General features: G+C 50.8%; 14 protein-coding genes and 7 tRNA genes. 16 read left to right on the top strand and 5 right to left on the bottom strand.

The features are described 5' to 3' along the window. Positions 1 to 16: 16 nt before the first annotated feature. The 3 genes from chiP to nagE form a co-directional block, all read right to left on the bottom strand. The gene (gene chiP, locus KXR87_RS03535) at positions 17 to 1417 is read right to left on the bottom strand and encodes a chitoporin ChiP (protein ID WP_437430883.1); all 1401 of its coding nucleotides are present in this window, start codon (positions 1415 to 1417) and stop codon (positions 17 to 19) included. Between the two features lie 392 nt (positions 1418 to 1809). Then, positions 1810 to 3477: a glutamine--tRNA ligase gene (gene glnS, locus KXR87_RS03530; RefSeq protein ID WP_437430882.1), complete on the bottom strand. Its 1668-nt coding sequence runs from the start codon at positions 3475 to 3477 to the stop codon at positions 1810 to 1812. Positions 3478 to 3653: 176 nt separating this feature from the next. Further along, entirely contained in the window at positions 3654 to 5669 is a 2016-nt protein-coding gene (nagE, locus tag KXR87_RS03525; RefSeq protein WP_437430881.1) for an N-acetylglucosamine-specific PTS transporter subunit IIBC, read from the bottom strand. A 320-nt stretch (positions 5670 to 5989) separates the two neighbouring features. Here nagE and nagB point away from each other — a divergent pair, with 320 nt between their 5' ends. The 4 genes from nagB (at position 5990) to KXR87_RS03505 (ending at position 10028) form a co-directional block, all read left to right on the top strand. Beyond that, positions 5990 to 6790 (top strand): glucosamine-6-phosphate deaminase, encoded by an 801-nt coding sequence (nagB, locus tag KXR87_RS03520; RefSeq protein WP_437430880.1) that lies wholly within the window; start codon positions 5990 to 5992, stop codon positions 6788 to 6790. A gap of 64 nt (positions 6791 to 6854) precedes the next feature. After that, positions 6855 to 8003 carry an N-acetylglucosamine-6-phosphate deacetylase gene (nagA, locus tag KXR87_RS03515; protein ID WP_437430879.1) on the top strand — a complete coding sequence of 383 codons (1149 nt, stop codon included), beginning with the start codon at positions 6855 to 6857 and terminating at the stop codon, positions 8001 to 8003. Between the two features lie 8 nt (positions 8004 to 8011). Further along, positions 8012 to 9232, top strand: coding sequence for a DNA-binding transcriptional regulator NagC (gene nagC / locus KXR87_RS03510; protein ID WP_437430878.1), 1221 nt, complete (start codon positions 8012 to 8014; stop codon positions 9230 to 9232). Positions 9233 to 9275: 43 nt separating this feature from the next. Further along, positions 9276 to 10028 (top strand): HAD-IIA family hydrolase, encoded by a 753-nt coding sequence (locus KXR87_RS03505; protein WP_437430877.1) that lies wholly within the window; start codon positions 9276 to 9278, stop codon positions 10026 to 10028. Positions 10029 to 10086: 58 nt separating this feature from the next. Here KXR87_RS03505 and KXR87_RS03500 read toward each other — a convergent pair whose 3' ends face one another. After that, positions 10087 to 10272, bottom strand: coding sequence for a peroxiredoxin (locus KXR87_RS03500; RefSeq protein WP_437430876.1), 186 nt, complete (start codon positions 10270 to 10272; stop codon positions 10087 to 10089). Between the two features lie 39 nt (positions 10273 to 10311). On the opposite strand from KXR87_RS03500, the gene asnB reads away from it, so the two are divergent. The 8 genes from asnB (at position 10312) to KXR87_RS03460 (ending at position 12947) form a co-directional block, all read left to right on the top strand. Continuing rightward, positions 10312 to 11976 (top strand): asparagine synthase B, encoded by a 1665-nt coding sequence (gene asnB / locus KXR87_RS03495; RefSeq protein ID WP_437430875.1) that lies wholly within the window; start codon positions 10312 to 10314, stop codon positions 11974 to 11976. A 227-nt stretch (positions 11977 to 12203) separates the two neighbouring features. Then, positions 12204 to 12280 (top strand) — tRNA-Met (locus tag KXR87_RS03490). A gap of 8 nt (positions 12281 to 12288) precedes the next feature. Beyond that, a tRNA-Leu gene (locus tag KXR87_RS03485) sits at positions 12289 to 12373 on the top strand. Positions 12374 to 12396: 23 nt separating this feature from the next. Then, a tRNA-Gln gene (locus tag KXR87_RS03480) sits at positions 12397 to 12471 on the top strand. 33 nt (positions 12472 to 12504) lie between these two features. Further along, positions 12505 to 12579: transfer RNA gene (locus KXR87_RS03475), tRNA-Gln, on the top strand. 16 nt (positions 12580 to 12595) lie between these two features. Next, positions 12596 to 12672: transfer RNA gene (locus KXR87_RS03470), tRNA-Met, on the top strand. A gap of 50 nt (positions 12673 to 12722) precedes the next feature. Further along, positions 12723 to 12796: transfer RNA gene (locus tag KXR87_RS03465), tRNA-Gln, on the top strand. A gap of 77 nt (positions 12797 to 12873) precedes the next feature. Continuing rightward, positions 12874 to 12947: transfer RNA gene (locus KXR87_RS03460), tRNA-Gln, on the top strand. A gap of 89 nt (positions 12948 to 13036) precedes the next feature. On the opposite strand, the gene ubiF is transcribed toward KXR87_RS03460, so the two are convergent. After that, the gene (gene ubiF / locus KXR87_RS03455) at positions 13037 to 14212 is read right to left on the bottom strand and encodes a 3-demethoxyubiquinol 3-hydroxylase (RefSeq protein WP_437430874.1); all 1176 of its coding nucleotides are present in this window, start codon (positions 14210 to 14212) and stop codon (positions 13037 to 13039) included. 207 nt (positions 14213 to 14419) lie between these two features. Between ubiF and miaB the strand changes: the two genes are divergently transcribed. The 4 genes from miaB (at position 14420) to corC (ending at position 18504) form a co-directional block, all read left to right on the top strand. After that, complete coding sequence (gene miaB / locus KXR87_RS03450) at positions 14420 to 15844, top strand: tRNA (N6-isopentenyl adenosine(37)-C2)-methylthiotransferase MiaB (RefSeq protein WP_437430873.1); 1425 nt, start codon at positions 14420 to 14422, stop codon at positions 15842 to 15844. Between the two features lie 168 nt (positions 15845 to 16012). After that, on the top strand, positions 16013 to 17059 hold the full coding sequence (locus tag KXR87_RS03445) for a PhoH family protein (RefSeq protein WP_437430872.1): 1047 nt from the start codon (positions 16013 to 16015) through the stop codon (positions 17057 to 17059). Continuing rightward, a complete protein-coding gene (ybeY, locus tag KXR87_RS03440) occupies positions 17056 to 17523 on the top strand; it encodes an rRNA maturation RNase YbeY (RefSeq protein WP_437430871.1) in 468 nt (155 codons plus the stop codon). The genes KXR87_RS03445 and ybeY overlap by 4 nt, the downstream gene beginning before the upstream one ends. A 102-nt stretch (positions 17524 to 17625) precedes the next feature. Continuing rightward, positions 17626 to 18504, top strand: coding sequence for a CNNM family magnesium/cobalt transport protein CorC (gene corC, locus KXR87_RS03435; RefSeq protein ID WP_437430870.1), 879 nt, complete (start codon positions 17626 to 17628; stop codon positions 18502 to 18504). Positions 18505 to 18509 lie beyond the last annotated feature (5 nt).

Below are 18509 nucleotides of genomic sequence, written 5' to 3'. Positions count from 1 at the left end.
TTGCCCTACCCTCGCCTCAGAAAATCGTAAAAGGTGCAATGACGATAAATTTCACGTCGCGCTCATCCTGGAAGATGTTGTTGTAACCCCCACCCCAGCTTGGAATATCGGAGTGATTATCGAACTGGGTAAAGTGCAGCTTAAATAATGTGCCTTTCGCCATGCCGTCCTGCAGGGTATAAACCACATCCAGGCTGTAAGCGGATTCCTTAATTGAATTGCCGGCCTTATAGTATTTATCGCCAGACGAAACGTTGGATGGTTTGGCATCCCAGCCATAAACATATGAGGCACCTACCGCCCAGCCCGGAAGATTTAAATCTTTCAAATCATACATAGCGCCAACAAATACCGCTTTTTCATTATGGGCGTTAAAGTCAGAACGATTATCCCACCAGATATCCAGTCGGCCATTTGACGAGCCATAAAGTGGTGTCATACGTGAGTTGAAATTTCCCTGCCGGCCGTCCGCTTTTACCCATGTGCCCTCCAGACGTAAATCAACGGGCCCTGCGGCATAATTAAAGGTCAGCGCCTGTAACCAGGCCGTACCATCATAAATATCATTGATAGTGTGATTAGATGCTTTATCACGTGAGCTGTAGAACTGATAGCTTGTAGACAGCGGACTCCCAGCAATATCAAATTTATAACTGGCTTTCGCGAAGTACTGATCTACATAGCCCTGTGCCTGTCCAAATGCCGCTTCTAAAATGAAATCATTTTTAAAATCATATTGCGCGCCAATGGAGTGGACATAATCAATTTTACTCACGCCATCATTCTGGTAAAAATTATCGGTTTCGTTATACCAGGGGGCCTTATATTCATTGGCCCACATATAGGAGAAACTCAGGGTACCGCAATCTTCATAGTCGAGATTTACGCCAATTTCCGTACCTTGATACGTACCCGGCATAAAACTCCAGTTGGACGCCAGTAGCGTCTGACCGGTGGGCTGGATATAGCCCGCTCTGGCCCATAACGGCCCGTACTTAAATTTTGCCGCAGCAGTATAGAGACTTGCCCCACTTCGGTCTCCAGCCCAGTCTTCATCATAGACCTTATGGCTGTTAGAAAACGCCATTTCATTAGGATGTGCGCTACCTGAAGATTCGGCCATTTCAATAGCTGCAAATGCCGCAACGTCGAAACCAAACATATCTGCTGCATAACCAGACTGGAAATCGAGATTGGTATTCCAGGTAGAATGCGCCAGATTGGTTTTATATTTATTACCATCAGTGACATCTTTACGGTCGCGTTCACGCTGCCAGTAATAGACACCGCCAGTAAGTGTAGAATCTTCAACAAACCCTGCGGCCCTGGCCACCGGGGGTGCTATTAAAGCTGATAGTGTTGTTGTACCGACAATAGCTAATGCTATCGCCTTACGTTTAGCGGTAAACGCGATCATAATTGTTCCTCTTTGACTAAATACAAAAATGCTGTGCAAAGGCAGGCAGCAAGAAAATAAGCATAAAAAAATGGCAAAGTGTGGCTGCAAACTTCTTTCACACCACGAATCAAGGTTATTTTTACCGACTATCAGGATCAAGTTATTTGCCAGAAAGAAAACCAAGAATATGACAAGGGACACATATTTCTTGAATAGAGGAAGAGGATTAGAAATATTATTGAGAGAAGAAAGGGCTCACTAAAAAAATTGCTAAAAATGAAAATAGAAAATAATAAAATTAAAACAATTTTTCAGGTCAACCACAAACCATTATTTACGTTCAGTAATAACAGCGTCGTTATAGAATAAAAAAACGCCGCACAAAGCGGCGTTCATGAGATTAGCTGCAATTATTCGCCGACTTTCGCCCAGGTATCACGAAGACCAACCGTGCGGTTAAAGACCAGTTTCTGTGCCGTGGCGTAGCGGTTATCGAGACAGAAATAACCTTCACGTTCGAACTGATAAGCTTTACCCGCTTCTGCGGCCTGCAGGGATGGCTCCGCATAACCCTGTTTAATGACCAGGGATTCCGGATTCATCACCGACAGGAAGTCTTCAGCAGCACCCGGGTTCGGGACGCTGAATAAACGGTCATACAGACGAATTTCTACCGGAAGCGCGTGCGCAGCGCTGACCCAGTGAACCACGCCTTTTACCTTGCGACCATCTGCCGGATCTTTGCTCAGAGTGTCAGCATCATAGGTGCAGAAAATAGTGGTGATATTGCCTTCGGCGTCCTTCTCAACGCGTTCAGCTTTTACCACGTAGGCGTTGCGCAGACGCACTTCTTTGCCCATCACCAGTCGCTTGTACTGTTTATTAGCTTCTTCGCGAAAATCGGCGCGATCGATCCAGATTTCACCGCTGAAGGGTACTTCCCGACTGCCCATTTCCGGTTTGTTCGGATGATTAAGCATGGTGACAATTTCGCTCCCACCCTGCGGGTAGTTTTCGATAACCAGTTTAACCGGATCGATTACTGCCATCGCGCGCGGCGCGTTTTCGTTAAGATCTTCACGGATGCAGGATTCCAGCGAAGCCATCTCAATGGTGTTGTCCTGCTTCGTCACGCCAATACGTTTGCAGAATTCACGGATGGATCCGGCGGTGTAACCACGGCGACGCAGCCCGGAGATGGTCGGCATACGCGGGTCATCCCAGCCTTCAACATGTTTGTCCGTCACCAGCAGGTTCAGCTTACGTTTTGACATTACGGTGTATTCCAGATTCAGGCGCGAAAATTCATACTGGCGCGGGTGAACCGGAATAGAAATGTTGTCCAGCACCCAGTCGTACAAGCGACGGTTATCCTGGAATTCCAGCGTGCACAGAGAATGCGTAATGCCTTCCAGCGCATCACTGATGCAGTGGGTAAAGTCGTACATCGGATATATGCACCACTTGTTACCTGTCTGATGGTGTTCCGCAAATTTGATGCGGTACAGCACCGGATCGCGCAACACAATAAAGGGGGAAGCCATATCAATTTTGGCGCGCAGGCAAGCTTTACCTTCTTCAAAGCCACCAGCCCGCATCTTTTCAAACAGGGCAAGGTTCTCTTCAACACTCCGGTCGCGGAATGGACTATTTTTGCCAGGCGCGGTAAGCGAACCGCGATACTCGCGGATCTCGTCTGCTGAGAGTTCATCAACAAAGGCAAGACCTTTGGTGATCAGCTCAACCGCATACTGATGCAGTTGATCAAAGTAGTCCGAGGAGTAACGCACATCACCAGACCAGTGGAAACCCAGCCACTCTACGTCATTTTTGATGGAGTCAACGTATTCGATATCTTCCTTCACCGGGTTCGTGTCATCGAAACGCAGATTGCATTGCCCGTTATAGTCTTGCGCGATACCAAAATTAAGGCAGATAGATTTCGCGTGGCCGATATGCAGGTAGCCGTTCGGTTCAGGCGGGAAACGGGTGCAAACGGAATTGTGCTTACCGGTAGCAAGATCTTCGTCAATGATCTGACGAATAAAATTAGTCGGGCGGGCTTCAGCCTCACTCATCGTAGATTCCTCAAAGCGTAAACAACGTATAACGGAACATGATCTTATAAGCGGGTCTTCCAGACAACCCTTGTTTACGGAAAATATATACAAAACGGACTATGCAAGTTAATGCAAAAAAAAGCGGCAGAGAAAATGTCCTCTGCCGCTTTTGGCAAAACCACTACGAAACGCGATTAGCCTTTGATGTCGTACAGCGGCGTTTGACCTGCAACAACGGCGCCCTGAGCTTTAATTACCAGCCCGGAGAAGTCATCAATATTGCTGCATACCACCGGACTTATCATTGAACGTGCTGTGGCGTTCAGGTAATCCAGATCCATTTCCAGGACAGGTTGCCCGGCCACCACCTGTGCCCCCTCCTCGACCAGACGGGAGAAGCCCTGTCCAGCCAGCGCTACGGTATCGATGCCCATGTGAACCACAATCTCCGCTCCTTTCTCCGTCTCGAGACAGAACGCGTGGTTAGTGTTGAAGATTTTTACGATGGTTCCGGCAGCCGGGGATACCACCACTTTATCGGTTGGTTTGATAGCCACTCCGTCACCAACAGCTTTACTGGCAAACGCTTCATCTGGCACTTCATCCAGAGAAACAACCTGACCCGTAATGGGTGAGACCAGTTCAGCAATCACGGACGCATTCGGCACAGCCTGAGGTTTAACCGGTGCAACTGTAGCAGCAGGTGCAACGTTGTCAGCGGCTGGAACATTGCCGGTGGTTTTCATGGCGTTGGCAATTTTTTCAGCAACGAAACCTACGATAATCTGCACGCTGGTTTTATTCAGACGAATAATTCCGGTAGCGCCGAGACGTTTCGCCATCGCTTCATCCACTAACGCAGAATCTTTAACGTTCAGACGAAGACGCGTGATACAGGCATCAATGCCAGTCAGGTTCGAGGACCCCCCCACAGCCGCAATGTACTGACGAGCCAGACCGGCAACATCCTGGTCAGCATTCGCGCTTACATTCACATCCTGACCGTCTGCTTCGTCACCAGTAACAGCCAGTTCACGGCCCGGTGTCAGCAGGTTGAATTTCTGGATAGTGAAACGGAACACCACATAATAAATAACGAAGAAGACCAGGCCTTGCAGAATCAGCATGTACCAGTGAACAGCCAGTGGGTTACGTGATGAAAGCACCATATCCACCAGACCCGCACTAAAGCCGAACCCTGCAATCCACTGCATGGTCGCGGCAATAAATACGGAAATGCCGGTCAGCACTGCGTGGATGAAGTAGAGCACTGGTGCCACGAACATGAAGGAGAATTCCAGCGGTTCGGTGATGCCGGTGAAGAAGGCGGCAAACGCACCCGCCATCATGATACCCAGCACTTTGGCTTTGTTTTCGGGACGGGCACTGTGGTAAATAGCCAGTGCCGCACCCGGCAGACCGAACATCATGATAGGGAAGAAGCCTGCCTGATAACGACCCGTGATCCCAATTTCAGCTTTACCTGCAGCAATGGACTGCGCGCCGCCGAGGAAGTTAGGAATATCGTTAATACCCGCAACATCAAACCAGAATACGGAGTTCAGCGCATGGTGCAGACCGACAGGGATTAGCAGGCGGTTAAAGAAGGCATAGATGCCCGCACCCGTCGACCCTAGTTTCTGAATATGTTCACCAAAGCCTACCAGACCGCTAAACACGACAGGCCAGATATACATCAGAATAAAGGCAACAACGATCATGATGAACGAGGTCAGGATCGGTACGAGACGACGACCACTAAAGAAGGAGAGCGCTTTTGGCAGTTCAACGCTGCTAAAGCGGTTGTATAGCTCGGCGGCGATAATACCCACCATGATCCCAACGAATTGGTTTTTAATCTTACCGAAAGCGGCAGGCACCTGATCGGCCGGGATTTTTTGAATCATGGCGACGGCGGCTGGCGAACACAACGTCGTTAATACCAGGAATCCGACGAAGCCTGCAAGAGCAGCAGCCCCGTCTTTATCTTTGGACATACCGTAGGCGACACCCACTGCAAACAGCACACCCATGTTGTCAATGATGGCAGAACCAGACTGGATAAAAAGCGCCGCCAGCGCATTATCCCCACCCCAGCCTACCGGATCGATCCAGTAACCGACCCCCATAAGAATTGCTGCTGCGGGCAGCGTGGCGACCGGCACCATCAGTGCGCGGCCAACCTTTTGCAAGTAACCTAAAAGACTCACGTTATTCCCCCTCTGACCCCACACCGGGTGCATAGAAACAGTATTTTTTATTGTCTTACTTAACCTGAAAGCACGGCCTTTTTCACGACAGTGTAAGTGTGTGAAAAATTAATTCGCCTCGCAAATTAAAAGCGCACTTTTTGTGATTTTAATCACCAAATATCGTTATTAACCCTCCACTTTGCTAGCTAACAAGCAAAACTTATTTTATGATTAAAAAAATCAAAACGGATTGCTCCCTGCGAAGCAAAACTGCATTACGCTTACACTATCACTGGCCTGCAATCCGCAAACTTTTAAACTCAACATCGAGGTGAATAATGAGACTGATTCCCCTGGCAACAGCTGAACAAGTCGGAAAATGGGCCGCCCGTCATATTGTTAATCGCATTAATGCCTTCAAACCGACCGCGGATCGCCCTTTCGTTCTCGGTTTACCGACAGGCGGCACACCATTAACCGCTTATAAAGCTCTGGTTGAAATGCACAAAGCGGGCCAGGTTAGTTTCCAGCACGTGGTCACCTTCAACATGGATGAGTATGTCGGGCTGCCAAAAGAGCATCCGGAAAGCTACCATAGCTTTATGCATCGTAACTTCTTCGATCACGTTGATATTCTGAAAGAAAATATTAATCTGTTGGATGGCAACGCCCCGGATATTGACGCAGAATGTCGTCAATATGAAGAAAAAATCCGCTCCTATGGCAAGATTCACCTGTTCATGGGCGGCGTAGGTAACGATGGTCATATTGCCTTTAACGAACCGGCGTCTTCGCTGGCGTCTCGTACTCGTATTAAAACCCTGACTCATGACACGCGTGTGGCGAATTCGCGCTTCTTCGATGGCGATGTCAGCCTTGTGCCAAAATATGCCCTGACCGTGGGTGTGGGTACGCTGCTGGATGCTGAAGAAGTCATGATTCTGGTGCTGGGTAACCAGAAAGCACTGGCGCTACAGGCGGCCGTTGAAGGAAACGTCAACCATATGTGGACCATCAGTTGCCTGCAACTGCATCCAAAAGCTGTCATGGTCTGCGACGATCCGTCTACGATGGAGCTTAAGGTTAAGACATTGAAATATTTCAATGAATTAGAAGCTGAAAATATTAAAGGTCTGTAAGTGAATTTCCGTTTCGCAACAGCCACATTGCGCAACGGTACTGATTTGTTAACCGGGGGTCGTTATGTATGCTTTAACTCAATGCCGGATTTTTACCGGCCATGAAATTCTGGATGACCATGCGCTGATTGTCGCGAATGGCCTGATTGAGCGCGTCTGTCCTCTGGCGGAGTTGCCGTCAGATATTGAGCAGCGAAGCCTGCACAACGCGATACTTGCCCCCGGTTTTATTGATGTTCAGTTAAATGGATGTGGTGGCGTTCAGTTTAACGATACGGCTGATGCTGTCAGCGTTAAGACTCTGGAAATCATGCAGCGTACGAATGAAAAATCTGGCTGCACCAGCTTTCTGCCGACGCTGATAACCAGCAGTGATGAACTGATGAAACAGGGTGTTCAGGTCATGCGTGAATACCTGGCAGCGCATCCTAACCAGGCGCTCGGTCTGCATCTGGAAGGCCCCTGGTTGAATATTATAAAAAAAGGGACGCATAACCCAGAATATGTACGCAAACCAGACGCTGAACTGGTGGACTTCCTGTGTAAAAATGCCGACGTGATTACCAAAGTTACGCTTGCACCGGAAATGGTGGGTGCAGAGGTTATCGGGAAGCTGGCCGCCGCTGGCATCGTGGTCTCTGCGGGCCACTCCAATGCCACGTTAAAAGAAGCGAAAGCTGGTTTTCGTGCTGGTATCACTTTCGCTACACATCTGTTTAACGCCATGCCTTATATTACCGGTCGCGAGCCTGGGCTTGCGGGAGCCATCCTCGATGATGCGGATGTGTATTGCGGCATTATTGCAGACGGCCTGCATGTCGATTACGTTAATATTCGTACCGCTAAACGTCTGAAAGGCGACAAACTTTGCCTGGTAACCGATGCAACGGCTCCTGCGGGCGCTACTATTGACCAGTTCATTTTTGCTGGTAAAACAATATACTACCGTAATGGATTGTGCGTGGATGAAAACGGTACGCTAAGCGGTTCCGCCCTGACGATGATCGAAGGGATTTATAATCTGGTTGAGCATGTCGGCATCGCGCTGGACGAAGCACTGCGTATGGCGACCCTTTATCCTGCCAGGGCGATAGGCGTTGCGGACAGTCTCGGCAGCATTGCGGCGGGCAAAGTCGCGAATCTGACGGCTTTCACGCGCGATTATAAAATCATCAAGACCATCGTTAATGGTAACGAGGTCGTCACTGAGTAAGTAAAAGTATGACATCAGGCGGACAAGCTCAAATTGGTAACGTTGACCTCGTTAAACAACTAAATAGTGCGGCAGTTTACCGCCTGATTGATCAGCTTGGCCCTATCTCGCGCATTCAAATTGCCGAACAAAGCCAGCTTGCACCAGCAAGCGTAACCAAAATTACGCGACAACTTATTGAGCGCGGTTTGATTAAAGAGGTGGACCAGCAGGCTTCAACTGGTGGTCGTCGCGCTATCTCAATTGTCACCGAAACCCGTAGTTTTCAGGCCATCGGCGTTCGCCTTGGGCGAACCGACACCACGCTTACGCTTTATGATTTGAGCAGCAAAGTCCTTGCTGAAGAGCATTACCCGCTCCCTGAGCGCACCCAGGAAACCCTCGAACACGCCCTGCTCAGAACCATCAGCCTCTTTATTGAATCCTGCCAGCGAAAAATTCGCGAATTGATCGCCATCTCCGTGATCCTGCCAGGGCTCGTTGACCCGGAGAGCGGGGTAATCCGTTATATGCCGCATATACCGGTGGAGAACTGGGGGCTGGTAGAGGCGCTTGAAAAACGGTTTAAATTAACCTGCTTCGTGGGTCACGATATTCGCAGCCTGGCGCTTGCTGAGCACTACTTTGGGGCAAGCCAGGACTGCGAAGACTCCATCCTGGTGCGCGTTCACCGTGGAACAGGTGCGGGGATAATCTCGAATGGCCGTATTTTTATTGGTCGTAACGGTAACGTGGGTGAAATTGGTCACATTCAGGTCGAACCGCTTGGCGAGCGTTGTCACTGCGGAAACTTTGGTTGTCTCGAAACCATTGCGGCTAACGCGGCCATTGAGCAGCGTGTGCGCCATCTGTTACAGCAGGGACATCACAGCCGTTTAACGTCCGATGACTGCTCCATTAAAACCATTTGCAAAGCGGCCAATAAAGGTGATGCCCTTGCCTGTGAAGTTATTGAGCATGTCGGCCGTCATCTGGGCAAAACCATTGCTATCGCCATTAACCTCTTCAATCCCCAAAAGGTGGTGATTGCCGGTGAGATTATTGAAGCTGAGAAAGTGTTGCTTCCCGCCATTGAAGGCTGCATAAATACACAATCGCTTAAAGCATTTCGCAGGAATCTCCCGGTTGTGCGCTCGACGCTGGATCACCGCTCCGCCATTGGTGCTTTCGCCCTGGTTAAACGCGCCATGCTTAACGGTTTGCTGCTGCAACGTTTGCTGGAAAGCTAACCGGGATTATAGTTACTGCTTCTCTTTTTAAACTGGGTAGTCCATGACCATTCAGAATGTAATCTGTGACATTGACGGCGTGCTGATGCACGATAACGTCGCGGTGCCGGGAGCCGCTGAATTTCTCACGCGGCTTCTTGAAAAAGGGATGCCGCTGGTAGTCCTGACTAACTATCCGTCTCAGACGGGGCAGGACCTGGCCAACCGTTTCGCCTCGGCAGGCATTGATGTGCCATCCTCGGTCTTTTATACCTCAGCCATGGCGACAGCGGACTTCCTTAAACGTCAGGAAGGAAAAAAAGCCTATGTTGTGGGTGAAGGCGCTTTGATTCACGAACTGTACAAAGCGGGATTCACCATTACTGACATCAATCCTGATTTCGTGATTGTGGGTGAAACCCGCTCTTACAACTGGGAAATGATGCACAAGGCGGCATTTTTTGTGGCTAACGGCGCCCGCTTTATTGCGACCAACCCGGATACTCACGGCCGCGGCTACTATCCGGGCTGCGGGGCATTATGCGCAGGTATCGAAAAAATTTCTGGTCGTCAGCCGTTTTATGTAGGGAAACCCAGCCCGTGGATAATCCGCGCCGCGCTCAACAAAATGCAGGCGCATTCTGAACAAACGGTGATTGTGGGCGACAATCTTCGTACCGATATACTGGCGGGTTTTCAGGCCGGACTGGAAACCATCCTGGTTCTTTCAGGGGTTTCAACCCTCGATGATATCGATACGATGCCTTTCCGCCCTTCCTGGATTTATCCATCGGTTGCTGAGATCGACGTAATTTAACGAAAACCACGTCCCGGACGTGGTTTCGCATTTTTATTGCACGCCTCGCCAATCACCATTAATAAATCCCCCTCAAAAATGATAATTCATCAATAATGGTGCCTTTTACCTGTGCTTTTTTCAGCATTCCGCAATCACCATTGCGCTTTTTACTTTTCCACCCGTAAAAGGCTTGCGGACACTCCCGCTTTACGGCATTTTCTTTAACAAGCAATAAGACAACGCGATGACGCGGCGTCTGCACACTACAACACTGCAATGCCTGACAGTAACGGAGAAGTCTATGTGTTCTATTTTTGGCGTACTGGATATTAAAACCGACGCAGTTGAATTGCGTAAGAAAGCGCTGGAGTTATCCCGCCTGATGCGCCATCGCGGCCCGGACTGGTCTGGGGTATATGCAAGCGATAAAGCGATTCTTGCCCATGAACGCCTGTCGATTGTCGACGTCAACGCCGGTGCTCAGCCGCTCTACAACGAACAAAAAACACATGCGCTGGCCGTCAACGGTGAAATCTATAACCATCAGGCCCTGCGCGCTGAGTATGGCGACCGCTACGCATTTCAGACCGGTTCCGATTGTGAAGTTATTCTGGCGCTCTATCAGGAGAAAGGTCCGGAATTCCTTGATGATCTGCAGGGCATGTTTGCTTTTATTCTTTACGATATTGAACAAGACGCCTACCTGATTGGCCGTGACCATATCGGTATCATTCCGCTGTATATGGGGCATGATGAGCACGGCAATATGTACGTTGCGTCAGAAATGAAAGCACTGGTACCTGTCTGTCGCACCATTAAAGAGTTCCCGGCAGGCAGCTATCTGTGGAGTAAAGACGGCGAAATCCGTTCTTATTATCAGCGTGACTGGTTCGATTACGACGCAGTTAAAGACAACGTCACGGACAAAGACGCGCTGCGTCAGGCGCTGGAAGATTCTGTAAAAAGCCACCTGATGTCCGACGTGCCCTATGGTGTGCTGCTCTCTGGCGGCCTGGACTCCTCCGTGATCTCCGCTATCACCAAAAAATTTGCGGCTCGTCGCGTTGAAGATGAGGAGCGTACAGAGGCCTGGTGGCCGCAGCTACACTCTTTCGCCGTTGGCCTGAAAGGTGCGCCGGATCTGAAAGCTGCGCAGGAAGTAGCAAACCATTTGGGTACCGTGCATCACGAAATTCACTTCACCGTGCAGGAAGGTCTTGATGCTATTCGCGATGTGATTTACCACATTGAAACCTACGATGTGACCACGATTCGCGCTTCCACGCCAATGTACCTGATGTCTCGTAAGATCAAGGCTATGGGCATCAAGATGGTGCTGTCGGGAGAGGGTTCGGATGAAGTCTTTGGCGGCTACCTCTATTTCCATAAAGCGCCGAATGCCAAAGAGCTGCACGAAGAGACGGTTCGCAAATTGCAGGCGCTGCATATGTTTGACTGCGCGCGAGCTAACAAAGCGATGTCTGCCTGGGGAGTTGAGGCGCGCGTGCCGTTCCTGGATAAAAAATTCCTCGACGTGGCGATGCGCATCAACCCGCAGGATAAGATGTGCGGAAACGGTAAAATGGAAAAACATGTGCTTCGTGAGTGTTTTGAATCCTATCTGCCGGCAAGCGTTGCCTGGCGACAGAAAGAGCAGTTCTCTGATGGTGTAGGTTACAGCTGGATTGATACGCTCAAAGAGGTGGCGGCACAGCAGATCAGCGATCAGCAGTTGGCCACTGCCAGCTACCGTTTCCCGTACAACACGCCGGGTTCGAAAGAAGCGTACCTGTATCGCGAAATTTTTGAAGAGTTGTTCCCGCTGGCAAGTGCTGCAGAGTGTGTGCCTGGCGGCCCGTCCGTCGCCTGCTCGTCGGCAAAAGCGATTGAGTGGGATGAATCCTTCAAAGCTATGAACGATCCATCAGGTCGCGCAGTTGGCGTGCACCAGTCTGCTTATCAATAACAGGTTATTATCCATTCAGGCCCTTCGGGGCCTGTTTTTGTTTCTGCAAAGGATTTACTGCACAAAAGCGATAAATAACCAATAATTGCCGAATTATGCGTCAGGCTGTTCGCAACCTAACCAAACAATCACATTACGGCAATTTTCGATGAAAAAGGTATTGACGCTGTCAGGCCCAATACGCATAATGCGCCCCGCAACGCCGATAAGGTAACGCGAAAAAAGATGGCTACGTAGCTCAGTTGGTTAGAGCACATCACTCATAATGATGGGGTCACAGGTTCGAATCCCGTCGTAGCCACCATCTTTTTTGCGGGAGTGGCGAAATTGGTAGACGCACCAGATTTAGGTTCTGGCGCCGCAAGGTGTGCGAGTTCAAGTCTCGCCTCCCGCACCATTCACCAGTAAGCGTTGCACGGATGGGGTATCGCCAAGCGGTAAGGCACCGGTTTTTGATACCGGCATTCCCTGGTTCGAATCCAGGTACCCCAGCCATATTTCTTCGAGTAAGCGGTTCTCCGCGGTTTTTGGGGTATCGCCAAGCGGTAAGGCACCGGTTTTTGATACCGGCATTCCCTGGTTCGAATCCAGGTACCCCAGCCATCGAAGAATGCAGTCTGGCTACGTAGCTCAGTTGGTTAGAGCACATCACTCATAATGATGGGGTCACAGGTTCGAATCCCGTCGTAGCCACCATTAAAGATTTAGCCTATCGCCGGCATCATGGCGGTAGAAAAGAAACAAATTGGGGTATCGCCAAGCGGTAAGGCAGCGGATTCTGATTCCGCCATCCGAGGTTCGAATCCTTGTACCCCAGCCAATTTAAAAAGTCGTTTTCCTTCGGGTTAGCGCACAGTAGTTGAAGTTTTATGATAATCGCGTAAAATTTCACGCTATTGGGGTATCGCCAAGCGGTAAGGCAGCGGATTCTGATTCCGCCATCCGAGGTTCGAATCCTTGTACCCCAGCCACTTAAATGCAAAAAGCTCGCTTCGGCGGGCTTTTTGCTTTTCTGTCTGCGGATGATTTCAGCCTCTCATGCGAGGAGAGGCCTGATTCATTACAGTCCTAGTGCATATTTCAGTGCCTGTCGTTTCAGCACCCCTGCGCGTTCAGCCGCCATTAACCCAAGATTGCGCAGAATACGCACCGGCCCGAGATCGTTACTGAACCCGGCGTAGAACAGATCCATCCCGCTTTGCATAATGAAGTTATCTGCCATCCGGCGTGACTGATACCGTTTGAGAACCTGATGACTGTCCCAGGCCTCGCCATGACTGCGCGCGCGGGTTAACACATCCAGAAGGCAATCCACATCCCGGTAACCCAGGTTTACGCCCTGCCCTGCCAGTGGATGAATGGTGTGTGCGGCATCGCCTACCAGCGCCAGCCCCTGACGGGCATATTGCAACGCGTGACGACGCGTCAACGGAAATGCCCCGGCAGCAACCGGTGTGATGCGCCCTAAACGCGAGGGGAAGCACCGCTCAATTTCCTCTCGCAGTTGCGGCAGGCTCAATGACTGTAGCTGACGGATGCGGGCGGGAGTGTCATACCACACCAGCGATGCCCAGTTATCAAATAACGGTAAGAAAGCGTGAGGCCCGGCGGGGGTGAAATGCTGCCATGTGCTTTCCCCTGGCGCCTGTTCACACTGCACGGTGATAAGCATGCAGGATTGTTGATAGTGCCAGGCGTGAATACCAATACCAGCAGCCTGTCTGACCCGGGAATTAGCGCCATCGGCACCAACCACCAGTCTGGCTGACAGCGAACTACCGTTTTCAAACAGCAGTTCATGGCTATCGTGTTGAAACTCGATAGTGTTAAGCAATGCAGGAACACGAAGCGTCACAGCGGGATGGGCGTCAAGCGCCTCCCATAACGCGCGCTGCAGCACGTTATTCTCAACCATATAACCGAGCACTGGTAGTTTCAGCTCATGCGCATCAAAGACAACGTGGGCATTCTCCCACTCCCAGGTCTCCAGACGCCGGTAAGGGTGGCAGCGCATCGCCTCAATACGCTCCCAGACGCCAAGTCCCCTTAACAACGCCACTGACGAGGCGCTGATGGCGGAAATACGAACATCCGGTTGCGCGTCATCCCGGAAAACAGGCGGAGTAGTATGCTCAATAACCGTGACAGCAAAGCCATGTTGCGCCAGCCCCAGCGCCAGCGCCCCGCCGACCATACCGCCGCCAACAACGGCAACCTCAGTGGATTGATTAATCATGCTCATTGTCCTTTAACGAGAATCCCTTAAGTCTACCGGATTTTTGACAACTTGAGGCTGACAAGCGTCATACTGGTCAGGGCGCAACCAAAGCATTACACTATTCCCCCTGCAATTCTGACGCTATACCCGTCATACTTCGCATCGCAGGTGCGTTGGCACTAATCATAAGAATGCGGGTATACCCACTTAAGCATGAGCAAGTCGATGACAAAAAAACTCCATATTAAAACCTGGGGCTGTCAGATGAATGAATATGATTCATCAAAGATGGCCGATCTGCTGGATGCCACGCATGGTTATCAGCTTACCGAGGTGGCGGAAGAGGCAGATGTGCTGCTGCTTAATACCTGCTCTATTCGCGAGAAAGCGCAGGAAAAAGTCTTCCATCAATTGGGGCGCTGGAAGTTACTCAAAGAGAAAAATCCTGATCTGATCATTGGTGTTGGCGGCTGCGTCGCCTCCCAGGAAGGGAAGCTCATCCGTCAGCGCGCCCATTATGTCGATATTATTTTTGGACCACAAACGCTGCATCGCCTCCCGGAAATGATCAATTCTGTGCGCGGTGACCGCAGCCCGGTGGTGGACGTCAGCTTCCCGGAGATCGAGAAGTTTGACCGTCTTCCCGAACCGCGCGCGGATGGCCCAACGGCGTTTGTTTCCATAATGGAAGGCTGTAATAAATACTGCACCTACTGCGTCGTGCCCTATACCCGTGGTGAAGAGGTTAGCCGCCCGAGCGATGACATTCTGTTCGAGATAGCGCAACTTGCCGCCCAGGGCGTGCGTGAAGTGAATCTACTGGGTCAGAACGTAAACGCATGGCGTGGTGAAAATTACGATGGCAGCACGGGCTCTTTTGCTGATTTGTTGCGTCTGGTCGCGGCCATCGATGGCATCGATCGTATCCGTTTTACCACCAGCCACCCGATTGAATTCACCGACGACATCATCGAAGTCTACCGCGACACCCCGGAACTGGTGAACTTCCTGCATCTGCCGGTGCAAAGTGGTTCCGATCGCGTACTGAATCTGATGGGCCGTACCCATACCGCACTGGAATACAAATCCATCATCCGTAAACTGCGCGCCGTAAGCCCGGATATTCAAATCAGCTCTGACTTTATTGTGGGTTTCCCTGGGGAAACGACGCAGGACTTTGAGCAGACCATGAAGCTTATCGCTGAGGTGAATTTTGATGTGAGCTATAGCTTTATTTTCTCTGCCCGTCCGGGTACACCGGCTGCGGATATGGTGGATGATGTGCCAGAGGAGGAGAAGAAGCAGCGTCTCTATATCCTACAGGAGCGTATCACCCAACAGGCAATGGCCTGGAGCCGTCGGATGCTGGGCACCACACAGCGTATCCTGGTTGAGGGCACCTCTCGCAAGAGCGTGATGGAGCTCACCGGCCGCACGGAGAATAACCGGGTGGTCAACTTCGAAGGTAGTCCGGATATGGTCGGCAAATTTGTAGATGTTGAGATAACGGATGTGTACACCAACTCCCTGCGCGGCAAAGTAGTCCGTACCGAAGCGGAGATGGGACTTCGCGTCGCGCAATCTCCGGCATCGGTTATCGCCCGAACCCGCAAAGAAAATGAGGCTGGTGTCGGTTTTTACCAGCCCTGATTCAGTTGGCCTGTCTCTGCGGCAGGCCTTGTTTTTCCCGTCACCGGCCCCCATTTCTTCTTCAGTGCTTGCGCCTTTATTAAGTGGCGTGAATAATTCTTTAAGGGCTTATGGTCTCTGAGATGATAAGCCAGCCCTTCCCGGCATTTCACAGATAAGAGGAACAGTTTGAATATAGATACGCGTGACATCACCCTTGAGCCAGCGGACAACGCTCGCCTGCTGAGCCTGTGTGGACCGTTTGATGACAACATCAAACAACTGGAGCGGCGACTGGGCATCGAAATCAACCGTCGCGATAACCATTTCAAACTTACCGGACGCCCAATTTGCGTCACTGCGGCCGCCGATATTCTGCTGAGCCTGTACGTTGATACTGCACCGATGCGCGGTCAGATTCAGGATATTGAACCTGAACAAATCCATCTGGCCATCAAAGAAGCGCGTGTGCTTGAACAAAGCGCCGAGAGCGTGCCGGAGTTTGGTAAAGCCGTAAATATCAAAACTAAACGTGGCGTAATTAAGCCGCGCACGCCGAATCAGGCGCAGTACATTGCCAATATCCTTGATCATGACATCACGTTTGGGGTTGGCCCTGCTGGTACGGGTAAAACCTATCTGGCCGTCGCCGCAGCGGTGGATGCGCTTGAACGCCAGGAGATCCGCCGCATTCTGCTGACCCGTCCGGCGGTTGAAGCGGGCGAAAAGCTGGGCTTTTTGCCTGGCGATTTAAGTCAGAAAGTTGACCCTTACCTGCGCCCGTTGTACGACGCGCTGTTTGAGATGCTGGGCTTTGAAAAGGTCGAGAAGCTGATTGAACGCAACGTCATTGAAGTCGCACCACTGGCCTACATGCGTGGTCGCACACTGAACGATGCTTTTATTATTCTTGATGAGAGCCAGAACACGACCATCGAACAGATGAAAATGTTCCTGACCCGTATTGGCTTTAACTCCAAAGCGGTCATCACTGGCGACGTGACGCAGATTGACCTGCCACGCAACATGAAATCGGGCCTGCGCCACGCTATTGAGGTATTGGCAAACGTCGACGAAATCAGTTTTAACTTTTTCCACAGCGAGGACGTTGTTCGTCATCCTGTTGTCGCACGTATCGTCAATGCTTACGAAGCGTGGGAAGAAGCCGATCAAAAACGCCGCGCGGAGCAAGCCGCCGAGCGTAAACGCGAAGCCCAGGAGCATGAGCAAAAATGAGTCAGGTGATACTCGATTTACAACTGGCATGTGAGGATAACAGCGGTCTGCCGGAAGAGGCCCAGTTCCAGGGCTGGCTGGACGCGGTTATCCCGCAGTTTCAGGAAGAAGCAGAAGTCACCATCCGCATCGTGGATGAGGCTGAAAGCCATGATTTAAACCTGACTTACCGCGGGAAAGATAAATCCACCAACGTGCTCTCTTTCCCGTTTGAAGCCCCGCCGGGGATTGAACTGCCGCTGCTGGGTGATTTGATTATTTGCCGTCAGGTCGTGGAGCAGGAAGCGAAAGAACAAGGCAAGCCGCTTGAGGCACACTGGGCGCATATGGTCATTCACGGCAGTTTACATTTGCTGGGATATGACCATATCGAGGATGACGAAGCGGAAGAGATGGAAGGCCTCGAAACAGAGATAATGCTTGCTCTGGGCTATGAGGATCCGTACATTGCCGAAAAGGAGTAGCCCCGGCGCCAGTTTACTGGTGCGCAGGAGCATTATGCCGTCAGGTGCTGAGTTTACGCGTGACGGCGACATTTCAACTAACATGAGAACCCACACGACGCCATGAGCGACGATAACTCACACAGTAGTGACACACTTACCAACAAAAAGGGATTTTTCTCTCTTTTACTGAGCCAGCTTTTCCACGGCGAACCGAAAAACCGTGAGGATTTACTGGCCCTCATCCGTGATTCCGGGCAAAACGAGCTAATCGATCAAGATACGCGCGAAATGCTCGAAGGGGTAATGGACATCGCCGACCAGCGCGTGCGTGACATCATGATCCCCCGGTCGCAAATGATCACCCTGAAACGTAACCAGACCCTGGATGAATGTCTTGATGTCATCATCGAATCTGCGCACTCGCGTTTCCCGGTCATCAGCGAAGACAGAGATCACATCGAAGGGATTCTGATGGCCAAAGATCTGCTGCCGTTTATGCGCAGCGATGCCGAAGCCTTCAGTATGGAAAAAGTGCTGCGCCAGGCCGTTGTCGTTCCTGAAAGCAAACGCGTTGACCGGATGCTGAAAGAATTCCGCTCACAGCGCTACCACATGGCGATTGTGATTGACGAGTTTGGCGGCGTTTCCGGCCTGGTCACTATTGAAGATATCCTGGAACTTATCGTCGGTGAAATCGAAGACGAGTACGACGAAGAAGAGGATATCGATTTCCGTCAACTCAGCCGTCATACCTGGACCGTGCGTGCGCTTGCGCCGATTGAAGATTTCAATGAAACCTTCGGCACCCAGTTTAGCGATGACGAAGTTGACACCATCGGTGGGCTGGTGATGCAGGCGTTTGGTCATCTTCCTGCACGTGGCGAATCCATTGATATAGATGGTTACCAATTCAAGGTCGCTATGGCCGACAGTCGACGTATTATTCAGGTTCATGTCAAAATACCGGACGATTCCCCCGAACCGAAACTGGACGAATAACCTAA

This window comes from Yokenella regensburgei, assembly GCF_051486985.1.
In the GTDB taxonomy this organism is placed as follows: domain Bacteria; phylum Pseudomonadota; class Gammaproteobacteria; order Enterobacterales; family Enterobacteriaceae; genus CBFFRJ01.
This window is presented reverse-complemented; position numbering and strand designations above follow the sequence as displayed.

Bases quoted from the DNA above. Each gene is read 5' to 3' on its own strand.
- nagB (WP_437430880.1), top strand. From the start codon at position 5,990: ATGAGACTGATTCCCCTGGCAACAGCTGAACAAGTCGGAAAATGGGCC.
- glnS (WP_437430882.1), bottom strand. From the start codon at position 3,477: ATGAGTGAGGCTGAAGCCCGCCCGACTAATTTTATTCGTCAGATCATT.
- miaB (WP_437430873.1), top strand. From the start codon at position 14,420: ATGACAAAAAAACTCCATATTAAAACCTGGGGCTGTCAGATGAATGAA.
- KXR87_RS03505 (WP_437430877.1), top strand. From the start codon at position 9,276: ATGACCATTCAGAATGTAATCTGTGACATTGACGGCGTGCTGATGCAC.
- ybeY (WP_437430871.1), top strand. From the start codon at position 17,056: ATGAGTCAGGTGATACTCGATTTACAACTGGCATGTGAGGATAACAGC.
- nagA (WP_437430879.1), top strand. From the start codon at position 6,855: ATGTATGCTTTAACTCAATGCCGGATTTTTACCGGCCATGAAATTCTG.
- asnB (WP_437430875.1), top strand. From the start codon at position 10,312: ATGTGTTCTATTTTTGGCGTACTGGATATTAAAACCGACGCAGTTGAA.
- nagC (WP_437430878.1), top strand. From the start codon at position 8,012: ATGACATCAGGCGGACAAGCTCAAATTGGTAACGTTGACCTCGTTAAA.
- corC (WP_437430870.1), top strand. From the start codon at position 17,626: ATGAGCGACGATAACTCACACAGTAGTGACACACTTACCAACAAAAAG.
- chiP (WP_437430883.1), bottom strand. From the start codon at position 1,417: ATGATCGCGTTTACCGCTAAACGTAAGGCGATAGCATTAGCTATTGTC.
- ubiF (WP_437430874.1), bottom strand. From the start codon at position 14,212: ATGATTAATCAATCCACTGAGGTTGCCGTTGTTGGCGGCGGTATGGTC.